The 15,487-nt window shown below is 56.7% G+C and carries 12 protein-coding genes; 6 read left to right on the top strand and 6 right to left on the bottom strand.

From position 1 onward, the window contains the following. Window positions 1–44 precede the first annotated feature (44 nt). The 5 genes from M2368_RS14370 to trxA all read left to right on the top strand — a co-directional run bounded on the left by M2368_RS14370 (window position 45) and on the right by trxA (window position 5,456). On the top strand, window positions 45–584 hold the full coding sequence (locus M2368_RS14370) for an NUDIX domain-containing protein (RefSeq protein WP_105656609.1): 540 nt from the start codon (window positions 45–47) through the stop codon (window positions 582–584). A gap of 37 nt (window positions 585–621) precedes the next feature. Then, window positions 622–2,325 (top strand): murein biosynthesis integral membrane protein MurJ, encoded by a 1,704-nt coding sequence (gene murJ, locus M2368_RS14375; protein ID WP_332595065.1) that lies wholly within the window; start codon window positions 622–624, stop codon window positions 2,323–2,325. A gap of 126 nt (window positions 2,326–2,451) precedes the next feature. Beyond that, a complete protein-coding gene (locus M2368_RS14380) occupies window positions 2,452–4,038 on the top strand; it encodes a hypothetical protein (RefSeq protein ID WP_400341840.1) in 1,587 nt (528 codons plus the stop codon). A 100-nt stretch (window positions 4,039–4,138) separates the two neighbouring features. Beyond that, entirely contained in the window at window positions 4,139–5,104 is a 966-nt protein-coding gene (trxB, locus tag M2368_RS14385; RefSeq protein WP_426735879.1) for a thioredoxin-disulfide reductase, read from the top strand. Window positions 5,105–5,132: 28 nt separating this feature from the next. Beyond that, the gene (trxA, locus tag M2368_RS14390) at window positions 5,133–5,456 is read left to right on the top strand and encodes a thioredoxin (protein ID WP_105656613.1); all 324 of its coding nucleotides are present in this window, start codon (window positions 5,133–5,135) and stop codon (window positions 5,454–5,456) included. 112 nt (window positions 5,457–5,568) lie between these two features. On the opposite strand, the gene M2368_RS14395 is transcribed toward trxA, so the two are convergent. Then, window positions 5,569–5,781, bottom strand: a complete 213-nt coding sequence (locus M2368_RS14395; protein WP_133833767.1) for a hypothetical protein — start codon at window positions 5,779–5,781, stop codon at window positions 5,569–5,571. A gap of 3,443 nt (window positions 5,782–9,224) precedes the next feature. After that, a complete protein-coding gene (locus M2368_RS14400) occupies window positions 9,225–9,572 on the bottom strand; it encodes an ATP-binding protein (RefSeq protein ID WP_105656614.1) in 348 nt (115 codons plus the stop codon). Between the two features lie 550 nt (window positions 9,573–10,122). Here M2368_RS14400 and M2368_RS14405 point away from each other — a divergent pair. Further along, a complete protein-coding gene (locus tag M2368_RS14405) occupies window positions 10,123–10,647 on the top strand; it encodes a hypothetical protein (RefSeq protein ID WP_146112360.1) in 525 nt (174 codons plus the stop codon). A 1,131-nt stretch (window positions 10,648–11,778) separates the two neighbouring features. Here the strand turns inward: M2368_RS14405 and M2368_RS14410 are convergent. The 4 genes from M2368_RS14410 to M2368_RS14425 form a co-directional block, all read right to left on the bottom strand. Further along, window positions 11,779–12,972 carry a ParB/RepB/Spo0J family partition protein gene (locus M2368_RS14410; RefSeq protein WP_332486933.1) on the bottom strand — a complete coding sequence of 398 codons (1,194 nt, stop codon included), beginning with the start codon at window positions 12,970–12,972 and terminating at the stop codon, window positions 11,779–11,781. A gap of 198 nt (window positions 12,973–13,170) precedes the next feature. Further along, window positions 13,171–14,094, bottom strand: a complete 924-nt coding sequence (locus M2368_RS14415) for a ParA family protein (RefSeq protein WP_402735399.1) — start codon at window positions 14,092–14,094, stop codon at window positions 13,171–13,173. Between the two features lie 177 nt (window positions 14,095–14,271). After that, window positions 14,272–14,913 carry a 16S rRNA (guanine(527)-N(7))-methyltransferase RsmG gene (rsmG, locus tag M2368_RS14420; RefSeq protein WP_105662203.1) on the bottom strand — a complete coding sequence of 214 codons (642 nt, stop codon included), beginning with the start codon at window positions 14,911–14,913 and terminating at the stop codon, window positions 14,272–14,274. 46 nt (window positions 14,914–14,959) lie between these two features. Continuing rightward, entirely contained in the window at window positions 14,960–15,487 is a 528-nt protein-coding gene (locus M2368_RS14425; RefSeq protein ID WP_133833763.1) for a Jag family protein, read from the bottom strand.

Here is a 15,487-nt window from a genome sequence, read left to right on the forward strand (position 1 = left end):
CGTCGATCAGGCGGCGAACGGTACTTTCTCGATAGAGTGGTTCCATGAACCGACCGATCCCGTCTGCCCCAAAGCGCACCCCATTGACTGCGTCAATGGCTCGCGCGCAGGCAACTGGCGGTCACACGAGCCTGCCGACCGTGGAAGAAGTCTCTTCCGGCGGCATCGTGATCGACTTCAACGACCCCACCTTCCCAGTGGCCATCATTGCCCGGTACAACCGTGGCGGACGGCTGGAATGGTGCCTGCCCAAGGGCCACCCGGAGGGCGTGGAAACCAATGAGGAAGCGGCTATCCGCGAAATCGAGGAAGAGACCGGCATTGCCGGACGCATCCTCGCCCCGCTGGGTTCGGTCGACTACTGGTTCACCGTGACGAATTACCGTGTGCACAAGACCGTGCACCATTTCCTGCTGGAAGCTACCGGCGGGCATCTGACGATCGAGAATGATCCCGATCATGAAGCCGTCGATGTTGCCTGGGTCCCCATCGGTTCCCTGGGCAAGCGCCTGTCCTTCCCTAATGAGCGCCGGATCGCTGATCTGGCACGCGAGGTCCTTACAAAGCATGTCTCAGGTTCCTAATCCATCTGCGGGCTCCGATCAGCTACACACCGGAGCCATGGACGTAGTCGCCGGACCTCCCCCGCAGCAGGCAGCTCAGCCTGTTGGCTCGCGCTCCAGGATCTATGCCCTGATGGCCTCCGGCACGATGGTCTCCCGCTTGCTGGGCTTCGTGCGCACGGCCTTGCTGGCGATGGCCATTGGTTCGGTCACCTCGGTGGCTGACATCTTTGAAAAAGCCAATATCATCCCGACTATCATCTACATGCTGCTGGCCGGCGGCATTTTCAACGTCGTGCTGATCCCGCAGCTGATCAAGGCCTCCAAGGCGAAGGACCGCGGCGCCGCGTACACGTCGAAATTGGTGACGCTGACCGTCGTGGGCATGGGTATCCTGACGCTGATCCTCACGCTCTGCGCTAGGCCATTGATCACAGTGCTCACCAATAACTGGACCGAGCCGATGATCGCGTTGGGAACGGCCTTTGCCTACTGGTCGCTGCCGCAGATCTTCTTCTATGGGCTCTACGCAGTGCTGGGCCAGGTGCTGAACGCGAATGGCCGCTTTGCCGCATTCATGTGGGCTCCTGCGGTCAACAACATCATCCAGCTGATCGTCATTGGCGCTTTCATCCTGACTTTCGGCGCCTACTCTTCGGGCGACCCGATGCAGGATTGGAGCGGGGTCAAGACCATGTGGCTGGCTGGCGGTGCCACCTTGGGTATCGTATTGCAGTCGGTGGCGCTGTTCTGGCCACTGAAGAAGACCGGGCTGAAACTGACACTGGACTTCCAATGGCGCGGCATGGGACTGCGCCACGTGGGCAAGCTGGCGATCTGGACCCTGGCGGCCATGGTGATCGGCAATCTCTCCTCGCTGGTGTACTCCAAGATCGTGTCCGGAGCTACCGCGGCTCGAGCGCAGCTGCCTCCCGAACAGGCCGCCTCGGTAGCCGGCGAGTACGCGTTGAACACCTCGCAGTTGATCACCGTGCTGCCGCACTCCCTGTTCGCGCTGACCGTCGCCACCGTGCTGTTCAACGACTTCGCCCGGGCTTTCACCGAGAACCGCCGCAAGGATGTTGGCAAGCTGCTCAATCAGGGCATGCGCTCCACCGCAATCCCTATCGTGTTCTGCACGCTGGTCTTCATCGTGCTGGCCGGACCGCTAGGCAGGCTCTTTGCCGGCAACTCCGAGAATGCTGCGCAGGCCGCGGGCGCTCTCGGGCAGCTGCTGGTGCTCACCGCGCTTGGGCTGCCGTTCAAGTCCTTGCAGTTCTTCATGCTGCGTGTCTTCTACGCAGAGGAAGATACCCGCACCCCGATGCTGATCCAGTCGGCCACCGCCGGGCTCGGATTGATCTTGGCGTTCGCCGCTGCCGCCGTGGTCGATCCGCTGCATATCGCCGCCGCCATTGCCTTCATCTACGGCTTGACCAACGTGCTGACCTGCGTCGGCACCCACTATCTGATCAAGCGCCGCTACGGCAACTACGGTGTTTCCTCTGTCATCGACACCTACATTCGAGTCGGTTGGATGGCTACGCTCTCCTCCATCATTGGATGCATCGCGCTCTGGCTGCTGGGTGGATTCAACTTCGGATTCGCCTACGACTCCGTATTCAGCGCCCTGGTTTCGGTGGCTATTGTCGCGCTGGTGATGGGCATCGTCTTCATTGGCTTGCTGTACAAAACCAAGGTCCCGGAGCTCCAGTCGTTCCTGGGTCCGATCCTTCGCAGAATCCCGGGACTCAATCGCTGATGGTCCGCTGAAACTTGCTAGTGATTCTGGGCAAATAGGCACCAAATAGCTTGATCTGACCGGTAACATGGCAGGTGGTGGTCCGTGGACCGCCACCGAACCAAAATCAACCCCTTGGAGATGCACGTGTCGCAGCCAATCGATGTCGGCTCTGTCCTCAGCGGTCGCTACCAAGTAACCGAGAGTGTCCTTTCATCAGCTGAAGGAGACTTGGTACTCGGTGGCGTAGACCAGGTACTGAACCGCTCGGTCAGCATCATGGTGGCTTCCGTGGAGAATTCATCGCAGCTGGCAACGAGCGCACGCGAAATCGCCATGGGCGAGCGCGCTTCGAACGTTCAGGTGCTGGATCTGGGCATCACCGATGCCAACCAGACCTACCTCGTCGCCAACACCGCGCGTTCCTCGGACCTGCTGGACCTGGTATTGGAAACCGACGACGCTCCATATGTTGAGCCGTTCTTCACCGACACCTTGGGCACCGAGATCTTCGGCGAGTCCCGCCAGGCCGTCCCTGAGACCTACGAAGACGACAACGAGTACTACGACCAGCTGCAGTACGAAGACGAACCAGAGCAGCAGGGCAAGATCGGTTCCGCCTTGGCTGGTGGCTTCGCAGGACTGAAGAACCGGTTCGGCAAGAAGAACCAGGAACAGCCTGAAGAAGAACAGTTCGACCAGACTGCGCCTAATGAGCAGGTTCCCGCCACCATGGCTACCCCGGTTGCGCCAGCTGAAAAGCCAGCGGCCGAAGATAAGCCGAAGGTCTCCCGCCTGGAAGACGAAGACGAGCCTAATGTCACCGCAACTGCGGCACTGGCTGCCGCTGCGCAGTCCAAGGGCAAGACGCCGGCCAAGCCTACCCAGAAGCCTGCCGAGGAAGATGAGAAGCCGGCAAAGAAGAAGGCTGCAGCAGCTGGAGCCGTAGCCGGCGCAGGCGCCGCTGCGGGTGCCGCCGCTGCCGCTGCCCCGAAAGCCTCGACCTTCCCCGCAGCTGCCAAGAATGCTTCTGCCCAGGACCCCCAGGTCGGCGAAGAGGAAGAGGAAGAAGGCGGTTCCAAGGGAACTCGCCTGCTGGTTGGCGCCGTCTTGCTCATCGTGCTGATTGTTGCAGTCGTGTTCGCTTTCAACTTCCTTGGTGGGGACAAGAACACCACCGCCGATGGCGAGCAGCCAACTGCCGTGGAGTCCCCGGAAAAGCCATCCGAGACCGAGAAGGAAAAGGACTCAACCGAGGACGCCTTGCCTGCTCCGAAGATCGACGACGTATCCCGCCTGGTTCCCGGCAATCAGCAGCTGAACTCCGAAACCGATGGCAAGCTGGGCCAGATGATCGACGGCAACGCCTCGAGCACCTACTCAACGTACTCGTACACCACCGCTGATTTTGGCGGCTTCGCTTCCAACATGGTCTTCATCCTGGAACTGGACGAGCAGTCCAAGATCTCCGAGGTCAATCTCGAGGGCCTGAACGGCACCGGCGGCAACTACGAAATCCTCGTCGGCGAATCCGAAGACCTGGGCGATGCCAAGTCGGTAGCCAAGGGTTCATTCTCCGGTCCTTCGGTTTCGGTAACTGCCAAGGACGACGACAAGGACTACATGGAAGGAACCCACGTGTTCCTGGACATCACCGACCTGCCTCGCAAGGCATCCGGCGGCAATGATTCACGTCCATTCGGTCTCCAGATCGGTGAATTCTCCGCCAAGTAATAGAAGCGGAATTTTTTACGAAAGCAATGCGTTGAGGTGGATAGTGAGGTTAGACCTTGCTATCCACCTCGCATTATTAGAACGAAAGGGTTCTACCCCCGTGACTTCAGCACAGAACGACGAAATCCGCGACGTCATCATTGTCGGCTCCGGTCCGGCCGGTTACACCGCCGCGGTTTACACCGCCCGTGCGAATCTGAACCCACTAGTCATCGCCGGCTCAGTCACTGCCGGCGGCGAACTGATGAACACCACCGACGTGGAGAACTTCCCAGGCTTCCCCGAGGGCATCATGGGCCCAGACCTGATGGACAACATGCAGAAGCAAGCCGAACGCTTCGGCGCCGAGATCCTCTTCGACGACGTCACCGAAATGAACCTCGAAGGCGAAATCAAGACACTGTCCCTGGCTGACGGCACCATCTACCGTGCTCGTGCTGTCATCGTCTCCACCGGCTCCGCCTACCGCGAGCTGGGCCTGCAGGACGAAAAGCGCCTCTCTGGCCATGGCGTCTCCTGGTGCGCCACTTGCGACGGGTTCTTCTTCCGCGACCAGAGAATCGCCGTGATCGGCGGTGGCGACTCCGCCATGGAAGAAGCCCTGTTCCTGACCAAGTTCGCCTCCAAGGTCATCGTCGTGCACCGCCGCAACGAGCTGCGCGCTTCGAAGATCATGGCCGACCGCGCCCTGGCCCACGAGAAGATCGAATTCATCTGGGACTCCGAAGTCATCGGCATCAACGGTGCCGATAAGGTCGACGGCTTGGTCGTGAAGAACCGCACCAGCGGCGAAGAATCCACCGTGGATGTCACCGGTATCTTCGTGGCCATCGGCAACGACCCACGCGTGGATCTGGTCAAGGACCAGCTGCAGCTGACTTCCGAAGGCACCATCGCCGTTGAAGGCCGCACATCCAAGACCTCGCTGCCAGGTGTCTTCGCCGCCGGCGACGTCATCGATTCCACCTACCGCCAGGCCATTACCGCGGCCGGCTCGGGCTGCGCCGCGGCCCAGGACGTGGAGCACTACCTGGCCAACGTTTCCGAAACCCTCGCTACCGCCTAATAGTTTTCTCAGAAAGGGGTTGTCTCTCATGAGCAACGCAAAAGCAGTAACTGAAGCAACCTTCCAGGCCGATGTCCTGGATGCCGACAAGCCAGTGATCGTCGATTTCTGGGCTGAATGGTGCGGCCCTTGCCGCCAGCTCGGTCCAATCCTGGATCAGATCGCAGAAGAGCACGCTGCGAAGGTCGACGTCGTGAAGGTCAACGTCGATGAGAACCAGGCAATTGCCGCGAAGTACGGCATCACCAGCATCCCAGCCGTATACGTCTTCAAGGGCGGCGAGCATGTCGCTACTTCCATCGGTGCCAAGCCGAAGGCTGTCATCGAAAAGGACTTCGCAGAATACCTGTAAGCCAAGAACATGATTGAAGTGGGGATCAACCGCAAGGTTGGTCCCCACTTCTTATTTAACCGTGGCGCCGCGAGAAGTTCACTTGCTTTCGTTTTCTGGCCGTTTCCGAGCCTTACCCCAGCTCAGGTTGAGCCGGTTCTTCATCTGAAGGCCCTTTTGACATGCTGTTGCGAATATCCAAGGTAAAATATTTGTTTTTATTATTCTGGCTCTGTTCTATGACGCTTTGCACAGTTCTTTGGCACCCGTCAGCCAAGATGCGCATTTCATGCTCAGCAATGGACCCGGCAAGTTCGGGTTCGCATTTGATCGTTTCTCTGGCCACCTAGACAGGTTCCCGAATTCTGAATCTTGATGTCCTATGCAAAATTCAGCGATCCGCGATCGCCGTATTTCTAGCCCTTCAACTTCGGCCCACAATTCCAGACTGCACTGTGAAGGGCCGCGGAAACGCATCCGGATACGCCGCACATGCTAGCTGATTGGATGTGCTTTCTGAGAGGCAGCCAAAACCAATTCCTCATGGGACTATCCGCTTCCGGTCGAAATTGCGTCAAATTCTGTCCATGGATAATCCAGGCCATGCCGACTGCCGCATCCCCGTGTCGCCGCGACACTCAGTTTTCATGGGCGTCTTTAGCTGGAACAGCATCTCTTGGTCTTGATTATTGGGGAGGGTTCAACGCGCAGTGAGAACTGCCAGGGCTAACGGAGTTCCAGGGAATTAGCGGAGCACTCCCCTTCCGCGTATCCACTGGTTGCTCACTGAGCCTACTGTTTCGCCGTCAATCGTCAGAATCCATGATGCTATCTCCTCCAAAGTCCGAACGGTTCAGCAACGAGTTCCTGAGGACGTTCTCTGGCTAAACTGGCACGCAGTAAGCAGAACAGAATCTTTCGGCTTGTGAGTTGTTGTCGTAAGTCAGTTGCTGCGGCCCAAACCATGTTTCGTGCCGATACGTCATCACCCACTGCGCAACTGTCACATGGGCCGCTGGGTAATGATGAGGTGCGACCTGTCGAAGATTGAATGAATCTGAGGTCGATTGCCGTGGAGCGAACGAGCCACATCATCGCTGAATAGCTGTTCATACCCATCGGGGCGAAGCTTGCCGGTAGAACCTGCATCAGGGACAAAGGCCTTAGACTCATGCTCGTTGCCCTACTGTCGACTCGCGAAGAGAAGGCCTGAATCTCCAATCTGCTAGTGATCGGAGGGGTTTCTCTCTGATCAGGTCATTGCAATTCTGCACTAGGTCCTAGTGCAATCAACTAACTCTGAACAGCGCGCTACCTATCTTTCGGGAAGTCGGTTTCCCCGAGGGCCAGTACTAACCCCACATATAAGTTCTTTCATTCACACGCTTCCCTCCTTCAGGTTCTCTTGCCTTTCAATTAATGGAGGTCTTCGCCCAGTTCTCCAACCCTGAGAAATTTAGGTTGATCACTACTACGGGCTTCGGCACCTGGGGCTTCGCACTCCACGGCATCATGCCTACCTATTGCGCGGCTGGTGCATGGACAGCTTGGTCCGAATTCCCGCGCTATTTACCTTGGGGCTTTTTTCTAGTGAATAGTTCCTTCGAACCGGGACAAAAGCAGGAGCGGGTTGAGCCGGGTTTGCGGAGACTCTAGTGAACCTATTTCACCGCTAATCCTCCTACTCTCTTGGATTGAAGGTTGTGATCCTTCTGGATTTCCCTTCGCTCACCTTGCTCATGAGCGGGATCTGGAGCGCTGCCGGGCCGCTCATGCCCGACAGGGCTCCCGGAGACCCATACATCCGCCTAGGACGCGCTTCTGCAGCCTCATAAGTCACTCCTAAGGCTTTCTGGCCATCTGTTGCTCGACCCCTCCCTAGGGCCTTGGCGTCATTTCCTCCTGTCAGCTGCTGGCGTTGAAGTGGTTGGACGATCGTATCCAGGCTTCACCTTCCGCGCGTATGGGACCAAGGGTCAAGTTATCCCTCGGCATCTCGCGACGCTCTTACTTTCCTGCACGCCGTGCGTGCTCGCCGGGTTTTTGGCGCTGGAACGAACTTCCTCATGTCCGCGCCGCAAGCCGCAGGCTGATCACTGTCCTCTCACGTAGGCACCGGCCAGACAGGTCCTCTCCGGCGCTCGTACAGGCCTACGCATGTATTCAGCAAGCTTCTTATGCCTCATCTCAGCAAAGGCTGTCAGCCTGCGGGTAGTGGGTATAGCATCATTAGCTATTCATCTCGGGGGCGGGGTGCCCAGGTCGTGCGTGGCCGCTCCATTCTGTGCAACGTCAACCCTGCATGTGCTTTCAGGTCGTTCTGGTTGTTTCACGTGAAACACCAAGCGCATCGTTGAATTCAGGACAATCAAAGGGCGGTCAGGTTAATGTTTCACGTGAAACACGTTTCGCTTCGCAGACGTCAGCAGGTTCGAAGGGTGGTCTGGATCATGTTTCACGTGAAACGTTGCTTCAAGGCAGCTGCTCTCAGTGTTCATGTTGCGGTTCCGCCCCCCACCAGTCGCAGTCGCCGATTCAAGAAATTCGAGAGACGGTGACACGATTTCATGACAGCTCGAACTCGGATTTCTAGAGATCTGGATGTCGGTTCGGCAAGGGTGCGCACCAATGTTAATCCCACACCTGCGTCAGGAATCTTAATGGAGTCGTTGCTTCTCATCAGCGTGCCCTGGCTCAGGGTGCGCGTAATGGCTTCGGGAAGGGCTAGTACCACTCCCCCATCGCACGGCATGGCGCATTCGACATAAGAAGTTCCGGTCATGCCCGCAACACCAACTGAAAATCGCCTTCTTATCGTCAAACGGAATCGGACCTGTACCGTCCAATTCTCCCTACGCCAGCTCGGCATTGGTCAGCAAACCCGACGGTTCTTCGCCCGATATGGATGGTTAGGCGAAGACAGCCTCTCCTCAGGGTGAACCAAGCAATCAGTATTCGCCGAGGCATCAACCTCGTCACCATTGGCCTCACCCCAGCGGACAATCGGCGGATTGGACCTGGTTAGCACCGACTTCTGTTAATAACGATCAGCTGCATCAACGGCCGCAGTACCGAATGGAATGTAATCCACCTTGACGATGATCAACAGTTTGTATTGCATAAGACGCAGCAACTCATGAGTCGATTTCCCTCCGTGATGCGCCGCCACCAACCTTTACGCGCAGCCAGAGCTGTTCATCGAAGAGCATTGGATACCACTGCCGGCAGGCTTTGACACCCAGCGCAATACGCGAGTTAGTATTCACCGCCCATGGCGGTCCTCTACAGGTCACGAGCATAGCTGTCGGGATGATCGCCGTCCTGGCCCGGCAGGTTCACGAGTCCATCCCTCATCATGTGCTGGATCAACATGCTACTTGCACGTCCGACAGATTGATGGCATTTTCATGGCTCTCGCCAACTGCTCAATCGTTTCTTCCGAAGTACGCATTACTGGTCATCATGAAAGTCGTGGATGTCCAGGCAAGGGATTCTATTGCCGGCCGATATCTGGCGTGACGCGACCACGCAGCCGTGGTCGTGGCCAAATAACGGTTGTGCGTCGAATCTTGCTCAACGCACAACGCAGTAATCTGCACATGTGCCGGATCGGTAATCATCTGGTGCTTGTGAATATTCGGTGGTTTGAGAGCCACCCAATATTGCGCTTCTGGGCCAGTCGTTATTGTGGTTCAGATCCACCCAATAGTCTCCCTTAGAACCACCTGCCGGATCATCAGTCCGGCAGGCAGTCCTGAACGGGGATTCCATCGAATCAACGCCCCGTGGCTAATGCTCCGGCCGAGAGTACACCTCACACATGTTGCGCCCACCGGTCTCAACCCAAATCGTATCGTGCACGACATGATCCATGATCGCGTCGGCCAACGCACCAGCGTCCAGCCGGGCACGCCAATCCGATTGCTTGTACTGCGTACAGAAAATGGTGGATGCAGCGTCATACCGCCGCCCTATGAGCTCGAAGATGATTCTCAGCAACCCGCCGGCTGGAGGATCCAAAAGCCACTCATCCATCAGCAAGACGCAACCACCGGCGCGCGCGGACAGAATACTGGGTGGCTCAGAACCGCAATATTGGCGGCTCTCGAAAAGTCCAATATTCAGCTTGTCCAGCACCGCGGAGGATCAGCCACCACCGGCTGGCCGCAGACCCTCTATCCATGGTCACCGTGGAATCAACAATCCGGCCAATGTCTGAAGGATGCACCAATTAATTATTGCGGCCCAGACTCATGCTATAGGTCCTTCTCCATCGTGCCCGATGGCTGAGCCCGGTACTGATGGCATCGAAGGCGAGATGATCATTGTGCCTAGAGCCTACGGCGACCGGTCGATGCTCCGGACCTGGATCGGGCTGAACGGTGTACATTGGCTTTCGGTAGACACCCGTCGAGCTGTTTGCTGAGATTCTGAAGGAAAGAGGATTCAAGCAACTGGTTGCATTCGGTTTGCTCTTTGAACTCAGAATCTCTCGGTGGAGCCAGAATGCTCCTGCTAGCCAGCGGCTCGGCAAGCACTGAATTGACTTCCGTGTCTTTCCTTTTGCTTCCGAATCGCGGATTCACGGTCCCAGATTCTGCTCTTGAGGACCGCGTCATCATCGTCGTTCTAGCTCCACATCCCAACGCTCAGATCCGGGCATTGCCAGCTAGGAATCATCAGCGCTTTGAACACCCTCAAATGCGACAGCCTCATCATCAGCTCCGGCAGCATCAGAGCCTGGTCGGATCCGACAGATGTCCGTGGCTTGGGGAACCACAGATCCACTTGCGCGGCTTGCCCTGATTCGTGGAACATCCGGTCCGCAGGGCCCACGTTCGTGTATTCCGGACATATCAGTGCGACCCGGTTCTTCAACGTGGAGATGGAATTCGTTCATTCGATTCGTTCGTCGATGGCCGTCGCCGGCATGCGCGGATACTCGCAGACCAGCCTGCGGGTTTCTGGTTCGAAAGCGTCAGCGATGGAACCACGCTTCGTCTGCAGGTCATTTGCAGACTCGGTGACTGCCAATGCTGAACATACGGTGTTACGTGCGATGCCAAGTCGCCGCGAGATCGCCGTTATTGGCACGCCTTCTGCTCAATGCAGTCGACGGATCTCTGCGTACTGTTCCACATTGATCCTTCCCTCAGAATGTCTGTTGAATGGATCAGGTGGGGTGAATATTCAAAAGTCGTTCAATGGTTAGCATTCAGTTAGCGTTGGCACCCCTCCGAACTTGCCCCCGGTTGGTCCTGCCATAAGTCCATAGCGGCCTTCCTTGGCCCTTCTCGGCCTTCGTGCGAGCCTTCCTCTCCCCTACCCGACTCCCGGCTCTCGTGGCGTCGCTATACGCCCACCTTGCTGCTCAGAGAGTCATCACGGTATGCCTGACTATCTGATCTTGCTGTTCCAGAACATGCTGTATGCAGTCCTTACTCAACGCCGTTGCATATCTGCCCTAAGCAAGAACGATGAAACGTACCCTTGGAATCGCCCGATACGGCTTCTCGGTCCAAGGTTTTCGGAGTTGTGCTCAGTTGCGGACAGCATCCTGGCTCCCTTGCACATCAGTCCTCGAACAATCTAAGAAGCATGGCTGACACATGCCACTGTGCATTAGATGGAGTAGAGCCAGGCAGGGATAGACCGCGAAAACCATCAGTGTCTCTACTGATCGCACCTTGTGTTCTCCTTCGCACTGGAAGGTAGCCGGAATACTGTGCACCAAATGCGGCACCTATCGCCCCGGATGTCCTACCAAGCAGAATACTGGCTGCCCAAATCCGTATCCGCTGGGGTAGTTCCCGCAGCCAGGCGGGTCGAATCATGCGTTCTATCCTCTTCCCGTTCTCCGTAGAATTCATTAAGTGGAGGCATTTCGGTGACCTAAACTGAATGGCTCGCTGATCCTCAGGAGCAGGCATCGGAGAATGGTTACGAAGCGAGGTGAAGGGCTCGGCTCAGCGATGCGGTGCCAATCCCGAACCTGGTACGGTGTGTCCTGCTTTCTCTACATTTCTGGACAGCGTCGTGGCTACTTCGTGCTCATGCCATCGGCATGTACGTTCCCTCTTTGATAAGCCAACGGCGGATGCCAACAATCAGTTTTATGCTTGCTGTGGTTCATGATCCATTTGATGCGAAAGCTATGCGGGCACACATAAGTATCCGTTTATGGACAGCAGCGGTTTCCTACCCACCAACGATTCGTCTCCATGTGCCGCCCTCATACTTGGTTGGCAGTAACCTCGCATGGAGTATTTGTTTCACGTGAAACACAGGCTCTAGATACAAGAAAGGCGCATGTTTCACGTGAAACATGCGCCAGTTCATGAAATTACGAGTTCATAGTCGGATCAATAACCTGCATGATGCGGTTCAGATCATCCACCGAAGCGAACTCGATGCTGACTTTGCCCTTGCGGCTGCCAAGCTGAATCTTGACGTTAGTGTCCAAGCGGTCCGCGAGCGAAGTTGCCAGGAAGTCCAGGCGTTCATTGCGCTGGGTCTCTCGCGCCTTCTTTGCTGGCTTTCGTGGCTTGTCGTCACTCAGTGCCACTGCTTCTTCGGTCGCGCGCACGGACAAGCCCTCATTGATGATTCGCTGAGCCAGCTGCTCGATGACTTCGTTGTTCGACAGTCCTAGCAACGCGCGCGCATGACCGGCAGAAAGAACGCCAGCCGCAACACGACGCTGAACGAGTGGAGGTAGTTTCATCAAGCGAATCGTATTGGAAATCTGCGAACGGGATCGTCCGATTCGTTCTGAAAGCACTTCCTGGGTGCAATTGAACTCTTCTAGAAGCTGCTGATAAGCAGCGGCCTCTTCCAGTGGATTCAGTTGTGAGCGATGCAGGTTCTCGAGCAAGGCGTCGCGCAACAGATCGGTGTCATGCGTGTCGCGAATAATGGCCGGGATAGTCGCTAGGCCAGCCGCCTGTGTCGCGCGCCAACGGCGTTCACCCATGACCAGCTCATACGGAGCGTCATCTTTCTCGCGGGAAGGGCGGACCACGATAGGTTGAAGCAATCCAATTTCGCGGATCGAATGGATGAGTTCATCCATGTGCTCCTGATCGAAGTTGGTACGCGGCTGCTTGCGATTTGGGTGAATCAGCTGGACGTCGAGTTCAGCGAACTGTGCGCCAGGAACTTCGACAAGATCGGGAGAGTCTGATTTTACAGGTTGCGGCTCGGTCTTCTTAGGTGCTGGTTTCTCAGCTGATGCGTCTTCCTGAGGTGCAGAGGTATTCTTTCCCCCAAGAGTTGTATTCAAGCCAGGCATAGTTGCGCGAGCGCGCTTTGCCGGCTTTGCGGGAGTGGTTGGCGCCTTAGGTGCCGAGGACTTGCGTCCCGGTTCGAAGAACATATCGACAGGACGTGTAGCGCGCGACTTCGACGCTTCCGCGGCCGGATCTACAGGAGCTGTTTCACGTGAAACATTCTGGTTTTCCTCAGGAGCCGCCGTCGCCGGTGAGCTGGAAATAAGGGCACCCAGTCCCCTGCCCAATCCCCGCTTCTTATCTGCCATGTTCTTCGCACGCCCTTTCATCCGAAATTTCAGCCCGAGACTAGTCTACTTTTTTTTGGCTTTGAACCGGGGATGCGCACAGTGCGTCAGCCGTGGCTCTCACCGTACGAATCTCGCATCCGCATCAGATAGATCTGGAAAAACAAACGAAAATCTAAGGGGATGATCTTTTCCAGCGTGAAACGTATTTATAAGGTCTTACGCGCCTCGTTCAGCCATCTCTACGGCTGCTTCGGAGTACGACAATGCACCAGTCGAATTTGGATCATAAGTAATGACGGTCTGCTGGTAGCTCGGCGCTTCAGAGATTCGTACCGAACGAGGGATGACGGCCTTGAGCACCTGCTCTGGGAAGTGCTCACGGACTTCGTTGGCGACCTGCGCGGCCAAATTCGTGCGACCGTCGTACATGGTCAGCAGTATCGTCGAAACCGTCAGCTTGGAGTTCAAATGCTTCTGGATCATTTCAATGTTCTTCAGTAGCTGGCTCAGGCCCTCGAGCGCATAGTACTCGCACTGGATTGGGATGAGAACTTCACGAGCGGCAACGAAGGCGTTAACGGTCAGCAGGCCTAGGCTTGGCGGGCAGTCGATGAAGACGTAGTCCAAGCGAGGCAGCCCCTTGCGCTGGCGGGTACGCGCGTAGTCATCCAGGGCGCGCTGCAGGCGCTGTTCGCGGGCTACTAATGAAACCAACTCGATTTCAGCGCCTGCCAGGTGAATGGTTGCAGGAGCGACCTGCAGGGTTGGCAACTCTGGGCATGTAGCTACTACGTCAGCCAATGGAAGATCATTGATTAACACGTCATAAATGCTGTCTACTTCAGCGTGGTGTTCAATGCCCAGCGCGGTAGAAGCGTTGCCCTGCGGGTCGATATCAATGACCAGGACGTTTAGCCCGCCCTTGGCTAGGGCGGCGGCAAGGTTGACCGTGGTCGTCGTCTTGCCTACGCCACCCTTCTGGTTGGAAATGGTGAAATAGCGGGTCTTCTCAGGCATTGGCACCTTGCGGGCCTCCAAAGCTTCGCGACGACGATGTTCACTAGCTATCTGAGTAGCCAAAGGCGAGGACGAGTCGTTGAAATCAAACGCGCTATCCGATGAATCCTTAGTCTTAGACAAAGGTAAAACTCCTCCTCGTGAATTGATGCACCTAATGCTCATGGCGTGCACCGATAATGTTTCACGTGAAACATTCAAAACAAGTCATTCAGATTGCGAAATGGCTTCATCCTCGAAAACTATGAGGATGAAAGCCATTTCGCTTCTATAACTATTTAACAGACTATCGCGTCAACCTTAGCCAACCTTGATGCGAACCACCGTGGTTGGCTCTGCAAGGATGCTTTCGCCCACAGTGAGCACTTCGGTTTCCCTGCCGCCAAGCTTGCGGATCGCCTTGGTAGCCTTAGCGATCTCTTCGACAGCGGAGCGGCCCTTGATGGCGATGAGCTCGCCCTGTCCGTGTAGCAATGGAATAGTCAGTCCAGCCAAGTTGGTCAGAGCAGATACGGCACGGGCCGTGACATAGCGTGCGTTGACGACGTCGACCATCTGCTCTGCACGGCCACGCATCACGGTGACGTTGTCCAGACCCAGATCATCGATAACCTCGGAGAGCCAGATGCAGCGGCGCTCCAGAGGCTCAATAAGCGTCAATTTGAGGTCCGCGCGGGCAATTGCCAAGCAGAGCCCTGGAAGGCCAGCACCGGAGCCTACGTCGGCTACCTCGGCGTCCTTCTCCATGACCTCTTCGATCACGGCGCAGTTGAGCACGTGACGGGACCACAGACGGGGTACTTCCCGTGGGCCAAGAAGCCCGCGCTCAATGCCCGAGGTCGCCAGATGCTCCACATAGCGCTTGGCAAGATCCAGGCGGTCACCGAAGATCTTCTCGGCAGCCAGGGTCTCTTCTGCAGTAAGGCTGAGGTCCTCAGTCATGGTCGTTGGTCCTTAGGTCGATCAGCACGCTCTCGCGTGATGGTTCTTAGCTGTCCAGTACCGAAATAACGATATGGCGTCGGGTCGATTCACCCTCGGATTCCGAGTGCAGTCCTGCATCGGCGATCACGTCGTGCACGAGCTTGCGCTCGTAGGCGCTCATTGGATCCAAGTGGGTCTTCTCGCCGGTTTCGCGTACCGACGCAATAGCATCTTCAGCGATCTTGCGGAGCAGTTCTGCGCGCTCTGCGCGGTAGCCGGCAATATCCAGGATCAAGCGCGAACGTTCACCGGTAGCAGTGAGCACTGCCAGCCGGGTGAGTTCCTGGAGGGCATCGAGGACTTCTCCATCCTTGCCTACGAGGCTCTCCAACGAGGCGTCTGCGTCCTCGGCAAGGATCGAGATGTAGGTGCGGCCACCGCGGATCTCGATGTCGATATCGCCGTCCAGATCTGCAATGTCCAGAAGCTCTTCGAGGTAGTCGGCGGCGACGTCGCCCTCGTCCAGAACTTCCTGGTCGTCTTCGATCTGGTTTTCCAGTTCTGGTGCGTCGATGTTCTCAGTTGCAGTCAT

It is taken from the genome of Arthrobacter sp. JUb119, from assembly GCF_024807995.1.
GTDB lineage: Bacteria > Actinomycetota > Actinomycetes > Actinomycetales > Micrococcaceae > Glutamicibacter.